A 24199-nucleotide genomic window follows, 5' to 3' on the forward strand; every position below is an offset into this window, starting at 1 on the left:
AACAGGATAGCTATTGGCTATCACCCGTTTCGGTGATTTTGACCACTGAAACCGGTATCAATCATGGCAAAAGCGCCACCTGAGCAACATACGTCGGCTTGATCATTCCCCCTTCAAATTCCGTAGTAATGTGTGCGCCCATTTTCCCTAGGCAACCTGCGACCATAAATTCGCCTCCCCTGATGACCCGGCCCCTGTCGAGCGTGGCTCGATTGCCACGTGGTCTGCTGCCCGGCGTTAGTCAAACCTCCCCATTCCCTTTGTGCCAGCTGAGCCCCGGATTGTTATGCGAGTATCGCGCCTGAAATCATGTATTCGCCCGGACTCACGCCCGTACCTGTTGATCTGGAGTGTTTGCGTCACGCTGCTCATTTTCATTATCGGTCTGGGCAGCATGACGTTGTGGCGCGACCATGAAGACCGCAAGCGTGCAGTCAGTGTTCGTACGCAGCTGGTGGGCGCCACTATTGCTGGTTACACCGCGACGGCCCTGGAGCAGCGAAGGTTTGCGATGGATGCCCTGGCCAATCACCTGTTGGGTCTGGACTGGCCACTGACAGATGCACAGGTCGACAGCGAACTGGCACGATTTGTCGATTCTGATCCACGGCGCGGACCGCTGTTCGTCAGCGCCGGGGAGCGACACTGGTCACTTCCTGGCGAGGCGTTCCAGGGTGTTGATTGGCATCCTTCGCCTGATGTTGGCCGTGAGCCCTGGTTCGAAGCCGGCCTGCAACGGGGCGACAAACTCTGGCTGCCGGTGTTTCGCCGTTACGAATGCCCCAACGGCAGATGGTTGACGGTTGGCGCGCTCGTGCCGCTGACAAACCAGCGTGATTACTTCTCCCGCCTTGGCTATACATTCGACATTTCACTGGTGTTGCTTGACCTTCAGGGCAATGTTTATCGAGAGCAAGGTCGATTGCCGCCGCAAGCACGTGTTCCAGGCGAAGCGGGTGTGCAATGGCTGCAGGAGGATGAGGGAGAGGACATTCTTCTGGTGCGCAACACAGTGCTGGATTATCCCTTGCAAGTGGTGGTCGCCAGGTGGCCACAGGAGTACCTGGCCGACTGGAACAAGCAGAAGCGTTTCACCCTTGTCGTACTTTTTCTCACGTGCTTCGTGATCCTGGCGGCATCCGTCGGGCTGGTGTCCGCCTGGCGGCGCATTGGTCGCGGCGAGCATCGCTATCGCCGATTGTTTCAATCGATCCACGACGGCGTGCTGTTGCTGGGCGCGTCGGGGGTTCAGGAGGCCAATGAGCGAGCCGCGAAGCTGTTCGGTGTGGACAGTGCTGAACGCCTTTGCAACTACGAGTTTGTCGACCTCTGTTACCCCGAGCAATTGAACGGTAGCCAGCCGTCAGGCATTGCTCAATCGTTGTTAGGCGCTGCTGGCGGAGCAGAGTTGTGCGCGACCTTGAAATTCAGGCGTCTGGATCGAGACGGCGCGTTTATCTGCGAGGTGCATCTATCGCCCATCCGGCTGGGCAAGAAGGTCTATGTCCTGGCCTGTCTGCATGACATTTCAGCCCGTCAGCAAACCGAAAAGGCGTTGGAGGTGTCGCAGCAGAAGTTGCTGGAGGCGCAGCTGATCGCCGGGTTGGGGGTATGGTCCTGGGAAGTCGGGGCCGAGCACGCCACGTGGACTGATGAATGCGCGCGGATATTTGGTCTGCCAACCATTTCCGGTGAGTGCACCTATGGGGATTTTTTCGGCAGCATCGTCGTGGAGGAGCAGCGGTGGGCCAAACAGGCTTTTGATCGGGCGCTGGAAGGTGAGCGACTGGACATCGAGCTGCAGATTCGCCGACCCGACGGACAGCTTCGTAACATACTGCTCTGTGGTGAGTTGCGTCCCCAGGGCGAAAAGCCTCTGCTGCTGGGGGCCTTGCTCGACATCACTGAACAGAAACGGGTGCAGCAACGGTTGAGGGAGGGGGAGCGACATTATCGCGAACTGGTCGAGTTGCTACCGGAAGGATTGCTGATCTTCCGCGACTATCGAGTGATTTTTGCCAACGTGGCAGCGGCCAGGCTCTTTGCCGTCAAGTCAGTCGAGCAATTTATCGGTGTGAATATCTTCACGATGATCGACCCCTGTTTTCATCAGCTAGTCATGGATGACCTAGCGGTGATCCTGAAGCCTGATCATGTGCCCACATTTTGTTCTCGGCATTACCTGAGGCTGGACGGCTCGGCGATTGAAGTCGAAATGGCCGCACGGCGCCTGTTGCTGGATGGCCAGATTTGCATTCAGGTGATGTTGCGTGATGTCAGCGAGCACCGTCGATTGCAGAGGGATCTGGAGACCGCCAATGGTCGATTGCAGCGCCTTTCCGGCCAGATCATTGAGGTGCAGGAAAGTGAGCGTCGGCATCTCTCACGGGAGTTGCACGACGATATCGGGCAGCTGCTGACCTGCATAAAAATCAGTGCTTCCGGGATTCAGCGCCATCTGGAGGGCGAGATTGAGCAGCGTCAGGCCGTGTTGGTGCGCATTGCCGACGAAGCCTTGGGCAAGGTCCGCGATTTGTCACGGATGTTACGCCCGGTACAACTGGACAGCCTGGGGTTGGTAGCGGCCATGCGTTGGCAGATCGACAACTACCTGCCCGACAGCGTCGATTGCCTGCTCGATTGTGTCGAGCTGCAACCGCGCACGGAGCCCTGTGTGGAAATCACCCTGTTCAGGATATTCCAGGAGGCGTTGAATAACGTTCTCAAGCATGCAGCGGCCGATTCTGTGCAAATCAGGTTGGCGCGATTCAATGAAAACATTCACTTGAGAATAATGGATAACGGACTTGGCTTTGATTATGACGCTGCTTTAACCGATGGCAGTGGCATGGGCTTAATGAGCATGGCAGAACGGACCAAACTGGTAGACGGTGAGTTTTTTTTGACATCGATCACGGGGCAGGGCACACAGATCTTGGTCATCATTCCGGACAACAGCAATAACAATAATAGCGAACGAGGAAACGCGGCATGACTGTTCGAATTGTCCTGGTGGACGACCACAATCTGGTGCGCGCGGGCATTCGGGTGTTGCTGGGGGATTGGGGTTATTCGGTGGTTGCCGAAGGCTGTGATGGCGACGATGTCGAAAGGTTGCTCGAGCTGCACCAGCCGGATGTGCTGCTGATGGACATCACCATGGAGCGTTTGTCCGGCCTGGAAGCGCTGAAAAAACTGCGCGTGCGTTGGCCTGCGCTACCGGTGATTCTGCTCTCGATGCACGACACCCGCGACTTTGTCCTCAAGGCCATGCAGGAGGGCGCCTCGGCCTATCTGCTCAAGGATGCCGCCGAGGTTGAATTGCGTATGGCCATTCAGGCTGTGCTGAGTGGGCATCGCTACCTCAGTCCAAAAATTTCCGGTCGGGTGATCGAGGCGATGAATGCTCAAGGTGCCGAGTCGGAAGAGGTCACCCTGACTGCCCGTCAGCGTGAAGTGCTTTATTGGCTGGTCAACGGCAAAACCAATAAAGAAATCGCTTACCAGCTCAACCTCAGCGTCAAGACGGTCGATGCACATCGCGCACAACTCATGGTGCGCCTGAACATTCGCGATCTCGCGGGCCTGGTGGTTTATGCCATCCGGCAAGGCATCCTGGATCTGTAGGAGCGAGCTCGCTCCGGGCGGCGTTCCGACGATGGTCGTTAACGATAACGCGTGTTTACTGGCTAAACGCGGCGCTCTTGAGTCCATCGCGAGCGAGCTCGCTCCTACAGACAGCATCGGCGGGATTACCACCCCGGCCCGAGTGCTAAAAGCCGTATAGGTTATTTTACCTAGTCGCTCCCGGTAATTGGCTCGTAGTCGCCTGCGGCTTGCCCCTCTAGACTTTACCCAAGATGGCGCGGCCTTCTGCCAGCAGTCTTCGTTTGCATGAACGTTGCTGTGTGGCAGCGTCGCCCCGCAAAAAAATAAAAACGATGGGGTGGTCTGATGGCGCTGAATCCGACACGCAGTCAGGTGCGTAATCCTTGGTGGCTGATGGCTGGATTGCTCTTGACGGTTCTGCTGTGCAGCGCCTTGGCGGACGCGTGGTGGAAGGCTGGCCTTGCCGCGCTGATCCAGGGTCTTTGTTTCTGGTTGTGCTGGCGACAGACATCAGTCGCTCACGTGGAAAGAGTTGAAGAACCCGCAGAGCATCAGGATTCGGTTGGACTGTTGTCCTTGCGCAAGTTGCTGTCGAGCGTATTGCCGCTATGGGAAAAACAAGTCGAGCTGGCTCGGACGCAAACTGAAACCGCCGCTGACGGGCTGTCGCAAAAGTTCGTCGCCATGAGTCAGCAAGTGGGCCAGACCATTGCGTTAAGTGCTGACGATAACGGCCAGGACGGCGTGTTCGAGGTGATTCGAAGTGCGCAGGTCGAGCTGCCTAAAGCGGTCACTGCCCTGGACGCCACCCAGGCCGAACGCGAACACTTTCTGACGGAAATGCACCAACTGGGCAACTTCGTCGATGAGTTGTTCGGCATGGCCGAAGATGTCGCCAAAATCGCCTCGCAAACCAATCTCCTGGCCCTCAACGCCGCCATCGAAGCCGCCCGTGCCGGCGAGTCCGGTCGCGGCTTCTCGGTCGTCGCCGACGAGGTGCGCAAGCTTTCCACCCTGTCTGGCGCCACCGGTGCGCGCATCACTGAAAAAGTTCGGATCATGGGCGGCTCCATGCACGAGCTGATCGAACATGCGGGTCAGGTGGCCGAGACCGAGCGAAGCAAAATCCGCGAAGCCGAAAGCATTGTGAATCAGGTGCTCGCTGAGCTGACCCAAGGCATTGCTCAAATGGAGCAACGCATCACGCTGTTGCGAAGCTCCAGTCGCGAGGTCGAGCACACCGTCAACCAGGTCTTGGTCGACCTGCAGTTCCAGGATCGAGTCAGCCAGATTACCTCTCACATCACCCTCGACATGCGCCGCTTGCTGGAGCGGCTGTACGACGTCGCGCCGCTGGACGCCCAGGCCTGGTTGCAAGTGCTGGAGTCCAGTTACACCACGCTGGAACAAACCCGCATTCATGGCGGCGAGTCACAGGCGCCGGTCGAGCAGTCATCCGTGACCTTCTTCTAATCCTCTAAAAGATAAAAACCAGGACAACCTCATGGCTAAGACAGTGTTGATCGTCGACGACTCCAGCAGCTTTCGTCAGGTCGTCGGCATCGCCCTCAGAAATGCCGGCTACAGCGTAGTGGAGGCGTTCGACGGTAAGGATGCCCTGGGCAAACTCGACGGTCGCAAGATCAATCTGATCGTCTCCGACGTGAACATGCCCGTCATGGACGGCATCACCTTTGTCAAAGCGGCCAAGCAACTTCCCGCCTACAAATTCACCCCGGTGATCATGCTGACCACCGAATCGGGTGAGGCCAAGAAAAACGAAGGCAAGGCTGCCGGCGTGCGTGCGTGGGTCGTCAAGCCGTTCCAGCCTCCCGTGCTACTGGATGCGGTGTCCAAACTAATCCTGCCTTGAGGTACCGCAGTCATGGCGACGAACCGTCACTTTCAACACGCTGAAAATCACGGCCTCAGCCTTGTTGGCGAGCTGAATATTTACAGTGCCGCAACGGTACGAACGGAACTCTTGCAAGCCCTGGAGTCCCGCCAGCAGCTGGAAGTTGACCTGGAAGGGGTCGAGGATTTCGACACCGCCGGCGTTCAGGTACTGCTGGTACTCAAAGCCGAGGCGGCGCGACAGAACAAACCGATCAATTTCGTCCGGCATTCTGTCGCCGTGTGGGAAGTGCTTGAGCTGCTCAATCTGGTCGGCGACCTGGGTGATTCATCGCCGGACATGGCCAGTCAAGAGGAGGGTTTCCAATGAATCTGGACAGCGCTCGTGGCGCACTGGTGCAAGAGGGGCGTGAATTGCTGGCGGCCATGGAAGAGGCATTGCTTGCCATCGAGGACGAGGGGTTCACCGAGGAGCGGATCAATGCGATTTTCCGAGCTGCCCACACCATCAAAGGCTCTGCCGGGCTGTTTGGCCTGGAATCGTTGGTCAGTTTCACCCATGTGGCGGAGAGCCTGCTGGATCAAGTGCGTACAGGTGAGTTGTTTGTCGAAGGGGCCATGCTTTCCCTGCTGCTGACCTGCGGTGACTATATCGGCAGCCTTCTCACGGCAGTGGAGGACGGGAGCGAGATGCAGGAGCCGAATGCGGTCCTGCGCGCCCACTTGCTGGAGCAGTTGCAAGAGTACCTCGACCGTACGCATAGCGATCCCGGGCCGGAAATCGAATCGTTCGATGTGCTCGAATTACCCTTGGAGCGCCTGCCTGGTGATTCGGTGAGTCATCAATTCTGGCACCTGTCATTGCGGCTATCAGCGGATGTTTTACGCAATGGCATGGACCCGCTTTCCTTCCTGCGCTATCTGGGCAAACTCGGGCGCATCGTTCATTTGCACACGGTCACTGATCAACTTCCGGACCCTGCCGGTTTCGATGCCGAGAGCTGCTACCTGGGGTTTGAGCTGGCGTTCGAATCGACGGCCACCCAACAGGAAATCGAGAACGTATTCGAGTTCGTTCGTGATGACTGTCAGTTACACATCCTGGCGCCTAATAGTCGGGTCGAAGAATACCTGCGTCTGATCGAGGCGCTCCCCGAGTCGCCGCAGCGCCTGGGTGAAGTACTGGTGCAAAGCGGCGCGCTGACCCAGGCCGAGCTTGAACGCGGATTGGCTCGCCAACGTGGCGAATCGTTGCCGGTCACCCCGCTGGACTCGCTGCTGCTGGACGATCATCTGGTGCCCGAACCGGTGATGGCCGTGGCGCTCAACAAGCAAAAAAATGTCGAAGACAAGCGTGCTCACGAGCAGGTATTCATCAAGGTCGAGGTCGGCAAACTGGACCAACTGATCAACCTGGTGGGCGAGCTGGTGATCGCCGGTGCCGCCACCAATTTGCATGCCCTGCGCCGTGACATGGACATGATGGAAGAGGCCGCCCAGGCGATGTCGGTGCTGGTCGAAAGCATCCGCGATGCGTCACTGAGCTTGCGAATGGTGGCCATCGGCGAAGTGTTCCAGCGCTTCCCGCGAGTGGTGCGTGACATCTCCAAAGAGCTCGGCAAGGACATCCAGTTGCTGGTGACCGGTGCTGACACCGAACTCGACAAATCGATGGTGGAAAGACTCGCCGATCCATTGATGCACATTGTGCGCAACGCCATGGACCACGGCATCGAGACGGCCGATGAGCGATTGACCACGGGCAAGGGGGTCAGCGGTTCACTGCGTCTGAATGCCTACCACGAGTCCGGCAGCATTGTGATTGAAGTCAGCGATGACGGCCGGGGGCTTGATCGCCAGCGCATTCTGGCCAAGGCGTTGCAGCGTGGCCTGGTTCAGCCGGATCAGCCGATGAGCGATGCCGATGTCTACCGGTTGATCTTCGAGCCGGGTTTTTCCACTGCCGAACAGGTCACTAATCTTTCCGGTCGTGGTGTGGGAATGGATGTGGTGCGCCGCAACATCGAACTGTTGCGCGGCGAAGTCGAAGTGCTCAGTGAGTTCGGACGGGGCACCACGGTGCGGATCCGCCTGCCGCTGACACTGGCGATCATCGATGGCTTCCAGGTCATGGTCGGCGACGAGCATTTCGTGTTGCCGCTGGATCAGGTGGTCGAGTGCGTTGACCTCCCGCCGCAGGAGGGTCGGCATCATCTGATCAACCTGCGCGGTGAACCCTTGCCTTTCCTGCGTCTGCGCGAGCTGTTCAGTATCGCCGGCGCTTCTCCCGGGCGTGAAAGCCTGGTGGTGCTGCAGCACGGGGCCCACCGTGCCGGACTGGTGGTGGATCACCTCGTCGGTGAGTTTCAAGCGGTGATCAAACCGCTGGGCATGTTGTTTCAGAAAAGTCGCGGTTTGAGTGGTTCGACCATTCTCGGAGACGGCCGCGTGGCCCTGATCCTGGATGTCGCCAACCTGCTCCAGCGTGCCAGTGCGTACTCAGTTGATACCTCTGGGCGCCCTGCGGAAGTTGTACCTGACGTCAATCGCAGTGTGATGAATTCAATTTAAGTCGTCGGAGAGAGAATATGCAGTGGTTCATGAATCTGAAGTTGGGTGTAAAGCTGATCTCCACGTTCCTGGTGGTCGCACTGGTGTCGCTGATCATTGGCTTGGCCGCCGTTGTAAACATCGGCAAGGTCAACGATCTGATGACCAGCATGTACGCCGATCGACTGGTGCCGATTCGCGATCTGAACAAGCTTGAAATCGAACTGGTTCAACACAACCGTCGCGCCTATGTCTCGGTGGCCATGAACGATCCGGCCAACATGATCCTTCAGCAAACCGAGAATGTCGCGTCGCTGCGCAAAATCGACGAACTGTTCGCGGCCTATCGGCAGACGTCGATGGTCGATGCGGAAAAACGCCTGATTGAACAATACGACCAACAAATGCCTGTCTATGTGGCCTCGGCGAAAGCCGTGTCGGACTTGCTGCAAGCCGATCAGTTGGCTGACGCCACCAAACGTCTGCGCAGTGAAACCAAGCCGGCGTTCGACGCCGTGCTGAAAACCGTCTCCGGTCTGGTCGAGATCAACAGCACTACGGCTGAAACGGTCAACAAGGAAGCCGATCAGATCGTTGCCGGCATCAACAACTTCATGATCGCGTTGATGATCGGCGGCTTCCTGCTGGCGCTTGCGCTGGGGCTGTTGATTACCCGCATGATTGTTCGTCAGGTCGGTGGGGAGCCTGCCGCCGCCATGGACGCGCTGCAACGCGTCGCGGGCGGTGACCTGACAGTCGACGTGCAACTGCGCGACGGTGACAAGTCCAGCATGCTCTACAGCCTGCAACTGATGGTGCTTCGCCTGCGCGGGATCATGAGTGATGTGCGCATGACCGCCGACTCGCTGGCGTCCGCCTCGGAGCAGGTCGCCGCGTCCTCCGAAGCCCTGAGCCAGAATGCTTCCGAGCAAGCCGCCAACGTCGAAGAAACCAGTGCGTCGGTCGAGGAAATCTCCGCCACCGTGGCCCAGAACACCGAGAACGCCAAGGTCACCGACAGCATGGCCAGCCAATCGGCCAAGGACGCGGTAGAAGGGGGCGAAGCGGTCGGTCAGATGGTCCATGCGATGCGCCAGATTGCGCAGAAGATCAGCATCATCGATGACATCGCCTACCAGACTAACCTGCTCGCGCTCAACGCGGCCATTGAAGCGGCGCGCGCCGGTGATCATGGCAAGGGCTTTGCGGTCGTAGCGGCGGAAGTGCGCAAACTGGCCGAGCGCAGTCAAGTGGCCGCTCAGGAGATCGGTGGGGTGGCCACCGACAGCGTCACCCTGGCCGAGCGGGCAGGCCAATTGCTGGATCAGATGGTGCCATCGATCCGCAAGACCGCCGACCTGGTGCAGGAAATCACCTCCGCTTCTCGCGAGCAAAACACCGGGCTTGAACAAATCAATCTGGCGGTCGGCCAGCTGGCGCAAACCACTCAGGTGAACGCATCGGCCTCTGAAGAACTGTCGTCCACCTCCGAAGAAATGAGCACCCAGGCGGTGCAGTTGCAGGAGATGATCCAGTTCTTCCGCATCGGCGACGAACACGTGAAAAACGCCAAGAAGACCTTGGCTCCACCGCGCCGAGCACAGCGGGCAGAGGTCATTCCGATGCGACGTCCCTCGCAGGAAGAGGTAGTCGATGAAGCAGCGTTCACTCGATTCTAAGAGGCTGTCGCCATGTCATCGCTAAATCTGCAAAGTCAGAGCCGCACAGCGGCTCAGCAAGAAACGCTGCTGATTCAGCAGTTTTTGACCCTGACACTGCGTGAAGAACTGTATGCCCTGCCCATCGAACATATTCGCGAGATCATCGAATTCGGTGGCCTGACCGAAATACCGATGATGCCAGCCTTCCTGCGTGGGGTGATCAACTTGCGCGGGGCGGTGGTGCCGGTGGTTGATCTGTCGGTTCGTTTTGGCCGGGAGCGCACGGCGATCGGTCGACGTACCTGCATCGTGATTGTCGAGGTCGTACAGGACGACGAAGCCCAGATGCTGGGCATCATCGTCGATGCGGTCAACGAGGTGCTGGCCGTCGAAGCCAATCAGGTGGAAACGCGACCGACCTTCGGTGCCCGTATCCGCTCGGACTTCATTGCCGGCATCCTCCGCCAGAACGAACAGTTCGTGATCGTGCTCGATATCCGCCAGGTTTTGTCGGTAGACGAAATTTGCGAATTGGTCGGTCTGGCCTCGGTCTGAAAACAGGAATGCATGCATGGAAGTCCATAACGCGGCCACCGGTTTGAATTCGAGCATCAGCGATCAGGAATTCAGCCTGTTCCAGCGGTATTTTCATGAGCACATCGGGCTCCAGCTGACCAGCGTGAAAAAGCCGTTGCTGTGTGGCCGGCTGTCGAAGCGACTGAATGCATTGGGGCTGGACAGTTACCGCGCCTACTACAACCTGCTGGTGTCGAAGTCGGGGGGGGAGGAGCGGGAAACGGCCATCGACTTGATCACCACCCATGAAACCTATTTCTTCCGTGAGCCCAAGCATTTCGAACTGCTGCAAAGCAAAGTGATTCCCAGCCTGCACGCCAGCCCCGAGTTACGGGTCTGGAGTGCCGCGAGTTCGACGGGGGAGGAGGCCTATACCCTGGCGATGGTTCTGGACAGCTTTCGCTCGCCCAAACCCTGGTCGATCACAGCCTCCGATATCAGCCGCCAGGTGCTGGTCAATGCTCAGCGCGGGTTGTACCCGATGAGTCGTGGCGAGCGCATTCCGGCGCACTATCTCAAACGCTATTGCCTGCGAGGCAATGGGCGGTACTCGGGGTATTTCATGGTCGAATCGGCGTTGCGTGCACGCGTCGACTTTGTTCCCGGGAATCTCACACAGTCGGAGAACAATCTGGGTTTATTTGACGTGATTCTGCTTCGCAATGTCCTGATTTATTTCGACCCGCCGACCAAGTTGCTGGTGCTGCATAACGTCATGGAACGCTTGAAGCCGGGTGGCTGGCTGATGGTCGGCCATTCCGAATCCTTGCATGACACTCGCTTGCCATTGGAGCTGATCACGCCCTCGGTCTATCGCAAGGTTGGCGTATGAGCGAAAAACTGTTCATCAAACCTGGTGGCTGGTTCTTCGGCGGAGGCGACTGTCAGGTCGAAACCGTGTTGGGCTCGTGCGTCACGATTACGCTCTGGCATTCAGAGCAGAAGCTTGGCGGGTTGTGCCATTTCATGTTGCCAACCCGACTACGCGATGCCTTGCAGACCCTGGATGGTCGCTATGGGGAGGAAGCGGTTCTGTGGTTGAAGGGGCAGGCCTGGGCAAACGGTCTGGATATCCGCGACTGCGAGGCGAAACTGTTCGGCGGGGCTCAGGCCCTGGTCGGGACCAACGGGCATCACGCGGTGGGTAGACGCAATATTCGTTTCGCCGAGGAGTGCCTGCGGGCTGAAGGGGTCCGGGTAGTCAGTTGTGACCTCGGCGGGCAAGGCCATCGCTACCTCAGGTTTGACCTTTCCAATGGCGACGTCTGGGTGCGCCATGGCGCACCGTTGGCATTGCCCGCGCATTGGGGGAAGAAGGCGATATGACCATCAAAGTAATGATCGTCGATGACTCTGCTGTCATGCGCCAGGTGATGCAGGAGCTGTTGTCTGGCCATAAAGACATTGAAGTCATCGGCACGGCAATGGACCCGCTGATTGCCTTGCAGAAAATGCATAGCAACTGGCCGGACGTGATTTTGCTGGACGTGGAGATGCCGCGCATGGATGGCATCACGTTCCTGCGGCAGATCATGCTGACCCGCCCGACGCCGGTGGTGATTTGCTCGACACTGACCGAAAAGGGCGCCGATGTGACGCTCCAGGCACTGGCTGCCGGTGCGGTCGAAGTCATGGCCAAACCCACCATGGGCCTACGCGATTTCCTGCAGCAAAGCGCCAATGAACTGGTGGCGGCCATCCGCACCGCTGCACAGGCTCGCCCCCGTCGAGGCCAGCCTAAAGCGGACAGCGATAACCATCCGCCAGCCAAGTTGACGGCCGATGCCCTGCTGCCGACACCCACCGCGCTTTCGAGCCTGCGCACAACGCAAAAAATTGCGGTGCTCGGGACATCGACCGGAGGCACTCAGGCGTTGGAGTTCGTTCTGCGGGAACTGGGTGTCACCTGTCCGGGTATCGCGATTGTCCAGCACATGCCGGAGCGCTTTACCCGCAGTTTCGCCGAGCGCTTGAACACCCTGTGTGCCATTGAAGTGCGTGAAGCGAAGGACGGTGACCGGTTGTTGCCAGGGCTGGCGCTGATTGCACCGGGTGGGCGGCACCTGCTGATCAAACGCAGCGGCGCGCAATATTACGTAGAGGTCAAGGACGGCCCGTTGGTCAGCCGGCATCGGCCTTCGGTGGATGTCCTGTTTCGTTCTGCGGCACTGCAAGCCGGCAGCAACGTGCTGGGGGTAATCATGACGGGCATGGGCGACGACGGGGCTCGCGGCATGAAAGAGATGTTCGAGGCGAAAGCCCGTACTTATGCGCAGGACGAGGACAGTTGCGTGGTGTTCGGAATGCCCAAAGAAGCCATCAAGCTGGGAGGGGTCGAGCAGATCGTACCGCTCGATGCCATTCCCGCGCTATTGATGGGTTGGCGGTGAGACAAGGGGATTCAGGTATGCAGTCGAGCATTATTCCAAAGCGCATCCTGGTGGTTGACGACAGTCGGGTACAGCGCGAGTTTGCCGTGGAACTGTGTTTGCGCCTGGGCGCTACAGACATTTACCAGGCGCAAGAGGGTCATCAAGCCATTGCCTTGTTGCAGGAAATACCCCTGATCGAGGTGGTGATCCTCGACCTGGAAATGCCGGGCATGGACGGCGTGCAGGTGTTGCATGAGCTGGTGCGGCTTGGCATGGATCCGGCCGTGATTGTCGCCAGTGCGCGGGAAAGCGTATTGCTGACGGTGGTAGAAAGCATGGGCAAGAGCCTGGGCGTCAAGCTGTTGGGCGTGTTGCAAAAACCGCTGACACTCGACCAGCTGGCTTCAAGCCTTGGTCGTTTCGCCGCCGTGCAACACCGTGATGCCTTTCAGGTCATGGCCGAAATGGGGCCGGAATTGACCGAGCACGAAGTCATGGTCGCTTTGCGCGAACAGCAGTTTTGCGCCTATTTCCAACCCAAGGTTTCGTTACAGGATGGCCGACTGAGTGGTGTGGAAGCCTTGGTCCGCTGGAAACATCCCACGCATGGTTTGCTGCAGCCCGGGCACTTTCTCGACCTTGTCGAGCGTACCGACAACATGCCGGCCATCACCATGCTGATGCTCGACCTGTCGTTGCGCCAGTGCCAGCAATGGCACGCCGAGGGATTGATGATCGGCGTATCGATCAACCTGTCGGCTCGCTCGCTGGCCGACAGCAAACTGGCGGACGCCATCATCGAGCGTGTGGCGGCCAGTGGTATCGCCCCCCACTATTTGATGCTGGAAATCACTGAAAGCGCACTGATGACGGATCTGGCGATCACTCAGGGGACGCTGGCCCGTTTACGTCTCAAAGGCTTCGGTTTGTCGGTGGACGATTACGGCACTGGCTTTTCCTGCATGCTGCAGTTGTCGCGGGTTCCCTGCTCCGAGTTGAAGGTGGACCGTGCCTTCGTCAATGGCGCGAGCGAGAACGTGCATCTGCGCATTTTGCTGGAAAGTGCGCTGGACATTGCCCGGCGGTTAAACCTCAAGGTCGTCGCCGAAGGCGTGGAAACCCATAAGGACTGGGCACTGCTTAGGGAGCTGGGGTGTGATGAAGTTCAGGGCTACTTCGTTGCCAAGCCAATGCCTGGCGAAGCCTTGCTGCTTTGGTGGAGCGCCAATCAACAGCGGATACAGAAACTGTTGAAACCTGAAGGCTTCTTTCGGCGCATGTTCGGCAGCGGTTTTTCATGACGGTGAATGCCATCCGGCCCGCGATCTGTAGCAGCTGGCGAAGCCTGCGTTCGGCGGCGAAGCCGTCGTGAAATCAGCCGACGCGGTGCATCAGAAACACCTCGTGCACAGGTTTCACGACGGCTTCGCCGCCGAACGCAGGCTTCGCCAGCTGCTACAGGAAGCTGCAGGAAGCGTGTTTATTTTGGCTGGGATATGCGGTGATTGTGCCGGCCTCTTCGTCGGAACGCCGCCCGGAGCCGGCTCGCTCCCACTCAATTGTTGAGGCCACCAGTGCCGCAGCAAGGGCAGATCGTGTATCTGCACGTATCCCCCGGGTCGCAAGCTAACTTCATATACAAATCCATGCCTTTCGCGACACATGCCCAATACATGAAGGGGTTGAAATAGCACCACCGCCGTTGCGGCAACCTCCGCGTGGTCCCGCCACGCACACCCTGGAGAAATGCCATGTCCCGTTTCAACACCCGTCACACCGTTGGTATCGTCGCCCTTGTCGCCGCCGCCGCACTTTGTGCCTTCACGGGCGTCTCTCAAGCACAGGAAGTGAAGGCGCCCACCGAGGCAGGTCATGAGTCGGCTGCCGCCAAAAACTGGCAAACAGGACTCCATCGCACGGACCTGGTACGCCGGGATCTCGACGTCGCCGGGCGTGAGGTTGTCCAGGTGCGTGTCGATTTCGATGCCGGCGTGGCATCCCCCAAGCACTCTCATCCGGGGGTTGAAGTCGCCTACGTTATCAGTGGCACGTTTGAATATCAGCTCGAAGGGCAACCAGCGGTGACACTCAAAGCTGGCGACTCCTTGTACATCCCTGCCGGCACCGCGCATGTTGCGAAGAATATCGGTGGCAGCAGCGGGTCGGAACTGGCGACGTACATTGTGAAGAAAGGCGAACCGCTGGTGGTACTGGAGCAGTAAAGTGCTGTTTGCCGACTGCTGGGTGAATACTTTCCAAGCAGTTGGCAGGTAATGGGGGGAAGTAACGGGGGGTCGCCTGTTTATGCTGATACAAGAGAGTGAATGACTGATTGGTCTAAGCTAAAAGAACACCACTGTTAGTTAGCGACCCCGTCGAGTGATGTATGCATAAGTTTGTCGGTTCGTAAAAAGCAATCAATTCCGAGCCAAACTAATTGGCCCGTATCACACCGCGCGTCTGCTCTAGACTGGGCTCCTGGCTTCTACCGGCTGGACAGTTGCCAGCAAATAATCGCCAATCGTTATAGGTCATATTTCTTTTAACGCTTTGTTAGGTGAGCGCGGATTTTTTGAAACTGCCTACACTAACGATTAAGAGCACAGTCCATGCTTTGAATGGGTCTTCTGTTGCTGCTGGAGTGCCGTTCAGTAGTTGCCTGGATGTTTCAGACTTGAGACACATACAGGGCCGTTTGTTCGAAAACGGTGGTAGGCGAGGGCAACTAACATGACAAAGGACGCCGTTGATCGACTGTGGAAAATATTCAGCGGGCCGCTCAAGTTGTTGGGTTATGGCCTATCGATTTTCATTGTGGTTTTTGCGCTTAAAACCACGGGCCTTTTTACCGAACTCATGGGATTTCTGACTTTTTCGGACAGTAAGTCACGCATTGCGACGCTTGTATTTCTAGTGGGTTTAAGTTTTGCGGCGTTCCTGTGGTGGCTGTGTGCACGGTCCTTCTCGTTGATTCGCGCCATGTCGTCGACTGACGCTGCGAGCGCATTCGCCAATTTGAAAGACACGCCGATGGCATTGCCTGAGGGGACCGTGCGTGCGGTGATTGCGCTGATCGTTGGCGTTATTGGCTTGCCATTGCTGATGTATACCGATGTCTTGAATCTGAGTGATGCGGTCGCCGGGTATGTCAATGGCATCATCATTGGCGTCTTTTCGTACTACTTCGGCTCGCGTAGCAGCAGCGCCGATGCTCAGACCACCCGCCAGACGGTCAAGCTTTTGGGGGAGTCCGAGGAAGGAAAGCGCAAGCTTGAAAATCAAGTCAGTGCGCTGGGCGGCGACGTGGCACAGGCCAAAACGGCGTTGCAGACCACCGAGACTCGCGGCAAATTGCGCGAGGAGCTGGTGCGTCTTCAGGCGCATGTATCCGGTGCCGAGGTGTTGATTAACACGCTCGGTCCGATGCTACCCAAAGGATTGATTCCAGAGGGGGCCGCCGATGCCCTGGCGAAGGCTAACCTCGCACTGGGCGCAGTGCAGGGGGTGGAAGCCGATGGGCTGACGCCCGAGTCGGTGAAGCAGGTCGCCGATGCGGCACAAGGCCTGCTTGGCGCATCACCGGTGGTGGAACTCTTGAAGGCCGCCTCGACCGTGATGCCCGTCATCAGTGGGCTGACCCCGATCACCGTCGTCGCGTTGGCATTGGGCACGGCCTGGCAACTGGGCTCGGATCAATACCGCCGTTGGGTCGCGCGGGTGCTCAATGCACCGTACGATCCGCAGATCATCAGTCACGGTCAGGTGTCAGCGACCTCGGCGGCCATAGCGCTTGAGCAAAGCCCGATTTTTGCTCGGGCCTTCAGCGTGCAACGACAAACACCCGCCTTCGTCAGTGATCTCCTGACGCAGGTCCTGAGCGACGAGGGCGCCGATAACCTGTGGGCGAAATATGGCGCCAATACAACGCTCTTTGCCAGCCGCGGTGAGCTGGAAGATGGGCTGCTTGAGTTCAGAAGTGTGTTGCTGTGGGAACAGTCATCGCAAGACATTACGACCGAGCACATCCAGAACGCACTTGCACCACTGACCGGTACAGCGCTCGTCCCAACCGCGGCCCCCAGTCTGGACACCGTAAATGAGGTGCTCAAACAGATAGGCAAACCCGGTACCACTGACGAGCCGCACATCGCAATGGAGGCCCTCATCCTGTGGGTGGGTTACATGCGAAAAATCAATATCGATCCTGTGCATTTACTCGCCCAGATCTGGAGGCCGTGATGCCTCTGACCCTCACCACTGGGCATGTCTTACTGCGCACGGTGCCGCTCCTGGTGTTCGCCCTGGTTGGCTGCTCGCACGTTGCGGATGGGCTGGACCCTGTTGTCGGGCAGCTCAATCGTTACCAACAGGCGCGTAGTGCCGGCAACTGGCAGGCCATTACCGATGAAGCGCCGGTCAGCGACTGTCAGCCTGTCCTTGAAGGATGCGCCAAGCTCTATGCGATCTATGGCGAGGCCAATCAGCATCTCGCCTTTGCCAGCCTTGCGCCGAATGCGTTCTGCCCGCCGCCTGGGGCCAACGGGCGGCTGAACACCGCGGTGGCCAGCTACTCGAAAAGTGAGCAATTGGGTGACGCATCGTTGACTCCCGCCGGGAAAGTTTCGCTCAAGAACCTGCAGGCGCAAGCACTCTATTGCCTGGCGGAAAATGCCTCGTCGATCGAGCAGGGCAAAGTGTTCGTACGCCAGAGCGCCGAGCAGGCCACGGCGCTTTCACGTGCCGACGCGCTGTTCTGGCAAGCCATGAGTCAGCTCTATCTCGCACGACCGGGGGCGGGTAACGATGCACAGCGCTGCGCGGCGGCGCGCTCGGCCGACGAAGCAGCCCGTGCGGCGCAGCGACTAGGCGTGAACAGTGAACAAAGCCAAACCCTCGACCGCGTATCGCACGATGCCGACCAACTGCATCACCTGATCATCGGTTGTACGGAGTGAGACCATGGACCTTTTCAGCGATCTGTCATTCTGCTTTCCGTTGATGCGCGGGCTCGATATTCGTGCGGTGCAGCTGGCGTTAGCCCGCGCGAAACTACTGAGCGATCCGGCCGATGGCGTATTTGGTCCAGGCACCGCGCAAGCCGTGCAGCAGTTTCAGCATGCACATGGACTTAAGGAAGACGGCATCGTCGGCCGCAACACCTGGAGCTTACTGTTCTCCGATAAAGCCGCTGGCACAGTGCTGGCGGCCAACACTAACGTGCCCGCGCCGAGCATCATTTCAGTTTCCTGGTATACGGTGCTCGAGCCCTACAAGACGCGTCTGGCCCAGTTGCACGGGGCACCCATCGGTGACGGCAACGCACGCTGGGCGCTGACAAAGGAGGGGGTGAGGGTGGACGGTAAGCTGCCACGCACCGGCGGGGAACCCGAGACGGCAGCGCGAACCTGGCGGGATTATCGCGCCGCGTTCGAAAAGTGCGCGGCCGCCTATGGCGTGCCGGTGGAGCTGCTGGTCGCAACGGCCTGCACTGAAAGCAACGGGCGTGCTGGCGACGTTCGCCAAGAGCCCGGCTATGTCGATGATGTGTCTACACCCGACAAGGTTTCACCTGGCCTGATGCAGACGTTGATCTCCACGGCCCGTTCGGCCACGGGCGACAAATCGCTGGACCGTGCCGCCTTGCTGGATGCCGAAACGTCAATACGGGCTGCAGCCTGTTACATGAAAAAGCAGGCGGTCTCGGCCAAACAGCCAACCAATTTTGACCCGCCTCTTGTAGCGATCGCCTACAACGCAGGTTCGTTACGGCCGAAAGAAGAAAGCCCATGGGGGCTGGTGCAGACGATGCGTGACAAGCAGCAGCATATCTTTCACGCCGATGCCTATCTCCAATACTTCAATGACTTTTTCGCCGTGATCAGCGGCGATACCGCCCAAGCGCCTGGCGCCAATACCCCAAGCTTCTGGCGCCTGCTGTAAACGTCATCGCACGAAGTTTGCTTCCATCACTGTGAGGTGCGGGACGCCTTATAGGTGGCGCAAGCAATGCAAATCAACAACAGCGCCACCGCAAAAGTCATGCGCATTCCACTGGCAACGGCTTCCGGCCGCGCCGTGGTGATGTCGGCCGTCGCCGAGGCAAAGGCGAACACCGCGCCCATCGCGGAGGCGCCGGTGATAAGCCCCAGATTGCGTGACAGATTGAGCAGGCCAGAAACGACGCCTCGTTGCTCTGGCTGAACATTCGCCATCACTACCGTGTTGTTGGCGGTCTGGAACAGGGCATAGCCGAGGGTGACGACGATCATGGGCGCGACGTAGCCGCCGATGCCGAGCGTTTCCGGCAGCACCGCTAACGTCAGGCAGCCGGCTGCCATGGCGAGAAGCCCGGCGATTGTCATGCGCTGGGCGCCCATTCGGTCGGCTATACGACCTGCGGGCACACCGGTCAGCGCCGCGACAAACGGCCCGACTGACAAGACAATGCCCACCAGAACGGCATCAAGCCCGAGCCCATGGGAAAGATAGAAGGGCCCGACCACCAGAGTCGCCATCATCACCGTTGCGACAAGCGTGCTCATGGCCAGGCTCCCGCTCAGCACCGGATCGCGAAACATCGCCAAGCGAATCAACGGCGAGGCAGCGCGCGCTTCGGTGAAAATGAACAGGCCGACACCCAAAAACGCCGCGCCCAGCAGCCCCACGTTCAACGCCCCGAAACTGCCGCGCCCGACAGTCATGGCCAAGGCATACGCGGCGAGTGTCAGCGCCAGCAGCAGCGTGCCCAGCGCGTCGAAGCCGGCACGATGGGTCTTGGGCTTTTGGTTATCTGCGGGCAAATAGCGACGCGCGAGCACCCACGTCAGCAGCCCCAGAGGTACGGTGATCAAAAAGATCATCCGCCAGCCGAATCCGCTAATCAGCATGCCACCGAGCGATGGCCCCATCGCGGTGCCCATCGCCGACATCGTCCCCAGCAAACCCATGGCGCTACCGGTTTTCGCCTTCGTCACCGTTTCGCCGACAAACGCCATGGTGAGCGCCATCATGATTGCTGCGCCGAGCCCTTGCAGCGCCCGGGCCGCAATCAAAAATTCGAGGGTGGGCGCGACACCGCACAGTGCTGAAGCCAGCGTAAATACGCCGACCCCGGTGAGTAGAAGCCGACGACGGCCCGTCATGTCGCCAAGCCGCCCGACACTGACGATCAGGGTGGTGATGGCGAGCAGATACGCCAGCACTATCCACTGCACGTCCTGGAAGGAGGCGTGAAAGACCTGGGCCAAGGTCGGCAAACCCACATTGGCAATGCTGGTGCCGAGCGAGGACAGCAACATCGAGAGCGCAAGGCTGGCCAGCGCCCATCGAACCGAAGGAATCGCTGGCGCGCTGTCCACTAGAGCAATCGTTGGTTTCATCGTGTCCCTCTTTTCTGGCAACTCCCGAAGCGGAGCTATCAGAAATCTACGCCCAGGCCTAACATGGCGGAAGACGCACCCTTTGCACTTTATTCGTGCGTCAAACGCCATATCAAAATACTGCGGGTGTACGATGTCCATTCCCGATCTCAACTTGCTGGTCACCCTTGATGTGCTGCTCGCCGAAGGCAGCGTGGCACGTGCCGCCAAACGCTTGCGGCTGAGTCCGTCGGCGATGAGTCGGGCACTCGCGCGGTTACGTGAGACGACGGGGGATCCGTTGCTGGTCAGAGCCGGGCGGGGCCTTGTGCCGACGCCGCGAGCGCTCGAACTTCGCGAGCGGGTCAGCCAGTTGGTGCAGGACGCAGAAGCGGTTCTGCGCCCCGCTGAACCGCCTGACCTCACACAACTGGTGCGCACCTTTACGCTGCGCACCAGCGAAGGCTTTGTCGAGAATTTCGGCGCGGCGCTCATTGCTCGAATCAACGAGCAAGCGCCGGGTGTGCGGCTGCGCTTCATGCACAAACCCGACAAGGACAGCACTGCACTGCGGGACGGGACGGTCGACCTGGAAACGGGGGTCGTGGGAAAAGACGCCGGCCCGGAATTACGCACGCAGGGCTTGTTCCGCGACCGCTTCATCGGCGTGGTGCGCATCGGCCATCCGCTGAGCCAGGGCGAGATCACGCCTGCTCGTTATGCGGCAGGCCGCCACATCAGTGTCTCTCGGCGGGGACTCGACAAGGGGCCTGTCGATGAAGCGCTTGAACCGCTTGGGTTGACGCGGGAAATCGCGACCATAGTCGCCGGCTTTTCAACAGCGCTTGCGCTCGCCCGGGCTACCGACCTGATCGCAAGCGTACCTGAGCGCCACACTGGGAACCTGCGCACAGGAATGCACAGCTTTGCGCTGCCGTTTTCCTTGCCGATGTTCACGGTGGCGATGCTGTGGCATCCGAGGCTGGATGCAGATCCCGCCCATCAATGGTTGCGTGGTTGCCTGCGTGATGTCTGTATTCGGTAATGAGCACTTGGTTTTAAAGTTAAATAAGTTTCTATGTACATCTATGCAGTAGGTGTTAGGTGGTTGTAACGCATCAGTGTGTTATTGGGAATAATTATTAGTTATTTTTATATAGAAAAAAAATCTGAACTTATTAAGTGGCGCAAGGTAGTGGTGAGGGCTCTATGCATTGCACTGTAACAGATGTTGTATGGCGTAAGGCTATCGATGATGGCAATTAAATAGCAGTGTAGTAGTTGCAGGAATTAATGCTTATAGTTATATAACTCTATGAAATAATAGAAAAATAATTGATTGTTTGGCTCTCTCGAATAAGTGTTGAGGTTCAGTGCCTGCGCGGCAAGACTTCGCGTTCGTCGTATAAATAAATAACTTCAAGCAATTTCCCGTCAGAGTGCTAGGGTTTTTACCTCCTGTTGATTAATCGGTCCGTCTATAGGGGTCAGCATCATGGCGACGTCAAGTCCCCGGATTGCGATACTCGGTAATAAAGTTCCATCCTTGAATCTTCCAGAGCTTGAATACTTTGCCGATCTCGGCAGCTTGTTGGCTGCCGCCGCGTCTGATGTCGTGCTGCTTGACATGCCAGCAGCTTATGCGGGGCGAGTGCTTCAAAAGCTGCGCTCGATTCCCGCCTATCGATACACCCTCATTTATTGTTGCCGTGACCAGAACGGCTGGTGTGAGGCCTTGGGTGACGGTGCGTGCCCGATTGATTCCAGTGAAATAAAAACCTTCTGGGGTGTATGGCAAGAACGCTTCAAGCTGTTCAAGCAGGCGGTTGCCCCTGAGCGTTTTGAAAGCCGGGTGCTCACCTGGCTGTGGTTACGCGACAACGCCCATGTCTATGCCCTGCGAGACCCGGAAGTGCCTCAGCATTATCGTTATCCGTTGCTGGACGCCCTGGCTGATAACGAGCAAATCAACCCGTTTGTCTGGCTTGGTTTGATGGTGCAACAGGACTGGCTGGAGGAGGGGGTGCTGGTAGATCGCGTTCGCCTCTGTTCAAACTGCGGTTCGGGCCGGCTCAATTACGTCGATGTGTGTGCCGAATGTCAGGCCCTGGACATTTCCCGGCAGCCTTCGCTGCACTGCTTTACCTGTGGTCATGTGGGGCCGCAGGAATCGTTTCTCAAAGACGGCGTGTTGCTGTGCCCCAACTGTTTGAACCGGTTGCGCCATATCGGGACTGATTACGACCGTCCTATGGAGAACTATCGCTGCCGGTCATTTCAGGCGTTTTTTGTCGATGCCGACGTGCAGGCACGCTGCCTGGACTGCGGCTTGTCCCACACGCCCGACAAGTTGCGAGTACGGGAAGTCAGGGATTTCCGTTTGGCCGAGGCAGGACGTTTTCGTTGTCGCCAGGAGTTCGGTGAGCGATCGATTCAGCACTTCGGTCGACTCAATCTATTAGGCGGCAAGGATTTTTATGATCTCCTGACCTGGCAGATCCAGCTGGTACGGCGCTACCCGTTGCCCACCTTCTCACTGATCGGCCTGCGCTTCGTTAACCTGACCAATACACTGGCTCGTCTCGGTGAACACCGCGGCCATGCCTTCATCGATAGCCTGACTGATCGCATGAAGGAGACCGTCAGGGAAACAGACCGCTGCTCTCGAAGTACGGAAGAGTTTTTCTGGATCATGCTTCCGCATACCGATAGCAAGGGACTGGAATGCGTCAAACAGCGTTTGGGCCGGGTTGCCGAGTTATTTTCCGCACCGGAGGTGAGTGATGTTTCCCTGCAGGTCGTCAGCATCACTGCGCCCGACGATCTTCGCGATCAGGAAAATGGTGAATTACTACTGGCCCGTCTGGCCAGTGAGTTGGTGTGAAACGCCATGAGCCCTTTAATGGAACAACTCTACAACGCACTCGGCGGATTCGCTGGGCCGGATGGTCTGAGCCGGTTGTTTTACATGCTTTTTCCGTCGTTCCTGATCTTTGAATTGCCCATGCTGATCATGGTGATGCTGGGGGTGTTGCGCTGGTTTGCACGCCGGCGCACCGGTGTGCCAAAGGTCAGCCTCTATCGGCCCAGAGTCTCGTGCATCATCACCTGCTACAGCGAAGGGATGGACGTTCAAACCACGCTGTTAAGCCTGTGCGAACAGACCTACCCGGGGCACATCGAGATGATTCCGGTGGTGGACGGGGCCACGATCAACCAGCCGACGCTCAGCGCCGTTCGCAGTTTTAACGTGGATCCGCAGTTGTACCCCAGGCGCCATTTGCGCCCGATCGCCAAATGGCAGCGGGGCGGGCGGGTGTCGTCATTGAACGCCGGCCTGTCGCTTGCCAGCGGTGAAATCGTGATGGCGCTCGATGGCGATACGTCCTTCGACAACAACATGGTCAGCGCCATCGTGCGGCATTTCGAGGATCCCTCGGTGCCTGCGGTCGCCGGTAGCCTGCGGGTGCGCAATGTCTGGGCCTCCTGGGTAACAGCGATGCAGGCGTTGGAATACCTGTTGTCGATCCATATGTCGAAAATCGGTCTGGCCGAATGGAACCTGGTCAATAACGTCTCTGGGGCGTTTGGGGCATTTCGCCGCAGTTTCCTGGTAAAAATCGGTGGCTGGAACACGCATACCGCAGAGGACCTGGACCTGACGTTGCGCATCAAAAGTTACTTCAAGCGCCACGATTTGAGGATTCCATTCGAGCCGGAAGCGATCGGGCATACCGATGCACCGGCGACGCTCAGTCAGTTTCTGATGCAACGCTTGCGCTGGGATGGCGATCTGTTTTTTCTGTACATCAGAAAGCACAGCCGCAACATCAATCCCAAATTACTGGGCTGGCCAACCTTTCTGATGATCCTGGTCAGCGGCTTCTTTTTTCAGTTGGTGCTGCCCTTCATGATCTTCAGCTACACCTTGCTGGCGCTGTTTATTCTGCCGGGCAAGACGTTGCTGTTTCTGTTTGTGCTGATTTATCTGCTGTACCTGATCATCACCATGGTGTTGTTCGGCGCCATGTTGACGATGGTGTCGGACCGGCCTCGGCAGGACATGACCCTGGGGTTATTGGTGCCTGTCTTCCCGCTGTTCATGCTGCTGCTGCGCTGCTGGAGCGCAGTGGCCATGCTCAACGAAATCTTTCGTCGGGGCCATGAAGAAAGCTCGATGGCGCCGTGGTGGGTGCTCAAACGCGCCACGAGGTTTTGA

General features: G+C 58.2%; 20 protein-coding genes. 19 read left to right on the plus strand and 1 reads right to left on the minus strand.

Going from position 1 to position 24199, the window contains the following annotated elements:
• Positions 1 to 286: 286 nt before the first annotated feature.
• The 16 genes from JFU37_RS02225 (at position 287) to JFU37_RS02300 (ending at position 18562) form a co-directional block, all read left to right on the plus strand.
• A complete protein-coding gene (locus tag JFU37_RS02225; RefSeq protein WP_201112395.1) occupies positions 287 to 2995 on the plus strand; it encodes a PAS domain-containing sensor histidine kinase in 2709 nt (902 codons plus the stop codon).
• Positions 2992 to 3627: a response regulator gene (locus tag JFU37_RS02230; protein ID WP_201112397.1), complete on the plus strand. Its 636-nt coding sequence runs from the start codon at positions 2992 to 2994 to the stop codon at positions 3625 to 3627. Before JFU37_RS02225 ends, JFU37_RS02230 begins: the two co-directional genes overlap by 4 nt.
• A gap of 666 nt (positions 3628 to 4293) precedes the next feature.
• The gene (locus tag JFU37_RS30545) at positions 4294 to 5082 is read left to right on the plus strand and encodes a methyl-accepting chemotaxis protein (RefSeq protein WP_242485709.1); all 789 of its coding nucleotides are present in this window, start codon (positions 4294 to 4296) and stop codon (positions 5080 to 5082) included.
• A 31-nt stretch (positions 5083 to 5113) separates the two neighbouring features.
• Positions 5114 to 5482 (plus strand): response regulator, encoded by a 369-nt coding sequence (locus tag JFU37_RS02240; RefSeq protein ID WP_201112399.1) that lies wholly within the window; start codon positions 5114 to 5116, stop codon positions 5480 to 5482.
• Between the two features lie 12 nt (positions 5483 to 5494).
• Entirely contained in the window at positions 5495 to 5833 is a 339-nt protein-coding gene (locus JFU37_RS02245; RefSeq protein ID WP_201112401.1) for an STAS domain-containing protein, read from the plus strand.
• Positions 5830 to 8034 carry a chemotaxis protein CheA gene (locus tag JFU37_RS02250; protein WP_201112403.1) on the plus strand — a complete coding sequence of 735 codons (2205 nt, stop codon included), beginning with the start codon at positions 5830 to 5832 and terminating at the stop codon, positions 8032 to 8034. The genes JFU37_RS02245 and JFU37_RS02250 overlap by 4 nt, the downstream gene beginning before the upstream one ends.
• A gap of 17 nt (positions 8035 to 8051) precedes the next feature.
• A complete protein-coding gene (locus JFU37_RS02255) occupies positions 8052 to 9692 on the plus strand; it encodes a methyl-accepting chemotaxis protein (protein WP_201112405.1) in 1641 nt (546 codons plus the stop codon).
• Between the two features lie 12 nt (positions 9693 to 9704).
• The gene (locus JFU37_RS02260; protein WP_201112407.1) at positions 9705 to 10229 is read left to right on the plus strand and encodes a chemotaxis protein CheW; all 525 of its coding nucleotides are present in this window, start codon (positions 9705 to 9707) and stop codon (positions 10227 to 10229) included.
• Between the two features lie 16 nt (positions 10230 to 10245).
• Complete coding sequence (locus JFU37_RS02265) at positions 10246 to 11082, plus strand: CheR family methyltransferase (protein ID WP_201112409.1); 837 nt, start codon at positions 10246 to 10248, stop codon at positions 11080 to 11082.
• Positions 11079 to 11576 (plus strand): chemotaxis protein CheD, encoded by a 498-nt coding sequence (locus JFU37_RS02270; protein WP_201112411.1) that lies wholly within the window; start codon positions 11079 to 11081, stop codon positions 11574 to 11576. Before JFU37_RS02265 ends, JFU37_RS02270 begins: the two co-directional genes overlap by 4 nt.
• Positions 11573 to 12640, plus strand: a complete 1068-nt coding sequence (locus JFU37_RS02275; protein WP_201112413.1) for a protein-glutamate methylesterase/protein-glutamine glutaminase — start codon at positions 11573 to 11575, stop codon at positions 12638 to 12640. The genes JFU37_RS02270 and JFU37_RS02275 overlap by 4 nt, the downstream gene beginning before the upstream one ends.
• Before the next feature lie 17 nt (positions 12641 to 12657).
• Positions 12658 to 13923 (plus strand): EAL domain-containing response regulator, encoded by a 1266-nt coding sequence (locus JFU37_RS02280; RefSeq protein WP_201112414.1) that lies wholly within the window; start codon positions 12658 to 12660, stop codon positions 13921 to 13923.
• Between the two features lie 450 nt (positions 13924 to 14373).
• A complete protein-coding gene (locus JFU37_RS02285; RefSeq protein WP_201112416.1) occupies positions 14374 to 14844 on the plus strand; it encodes a cupin domain-containing protein in 471 nt (156 codons plus the stop codon).
• A gap of 508 nt (positions 14845 to 15352) precedes the next feature.
• Positions 15353 to 16861, plus strand: coding sequence for a hypothetical protein (locus tag JFU37_RS02290; RefSeq protein WP_201112418.1), 1509 nt, complete (start codon positions 15353 to 15355; stop codon positions 16859 to 16861).
• The gene (locus JFU37_RS02295; protein WP_201112420.1) at positions 16861 to 17577 is read left to right on the plus strand and encodes a hypothetical protein; all 717 of its coding nucleotides are present in this window, start codon (positions 16861 to 16863) and stop codon (positions 17575 to 17577) included. The genes JFU37_RS02290 and JFU37_RS02295 overlap by 1 nt, the downstream gene beginning before the upstream one ends.
• A gap of 4 nt (positions 17578 to 17581) precedes the next feature.
• Complete coding sequence (locus JFU37_RS02300; RefSeq protein WP_201112422.1) at positions 17582 to 18562, plus strand: peptidoglycan-binding domain-containing protein; 981 nt, start codon at positions 17582 to 17584, stop codon at positions 18560 to 18562.
• Between the two features lie 26 nt (positions 18563 to 18588).
• Here the strand turns inward: JFU37_RS02300 and JFU37_RS02305 are convergent, their stop codons facing one another.
• Positions 18589 to 20001: an MFS transporter gene (locus tag JFU37_RS02305; RefSeq protein WP_201112424.1), complete on the minus strand. Its 1413-nt coding sequence runs from the start codon at positions 19999 to 20001 to the stop codon at positions 18589 to 18591.
• 133 nt (positions 20002 to 20134) lie between these two features.
• On the opposite strand from JFU37_RS02305, the gene JFU37_RS02310 reads away from it, so the two are divergent.
• The 3 genes from JFU37_RS02310 (at position 20135) to JFU37_RS02320 (ending at position 24199) form a co-directional block, all read left to right on the plus strand.
• Entirely contained in the window at positions 20135 to 21025 is an 891-nt protein-coding gene (locus JFU37_RS02310) for a LysR family transcriptional regulator (RefSeq protein ID WP_201112426.1), read from the plus strand.
• A gap of 450 nt (positions 21026 to 21475) precedes the next feature.
• Complete coding sequence (locus JFU37_RS02315) at positions 21476 to 22864, plus strand: TackOD1 domain-containing metal-binding protein (RefSeq protein ID WP_201112428.1); 1389 nt, start codon at positions 21476 to 21478, stop codon at positions 22862 to 22864.
• Between the two features lie 6 nt (positions 22865 to 22870).
• Positions 22871 to 24199, plus strand: coding sequence for a glycosyltransferase family 2 protein (locus tag JFU37_RS02320; RefSeq protein WP_201112430.1), 1329 nt, complete (start codon positions 22871 to 22873; stop codon positions 24197 to 24199).

Source organism: Pseudomonas sp. TH41 (assembly GCF_016650695.1).
Taxonomy (GTDB): domain Bacteria; phylum Pseudomonadota; class Gammaproteobacteria; order Pseudomonadales; family Pseudomonadaceae; genus Aquipseudomonas.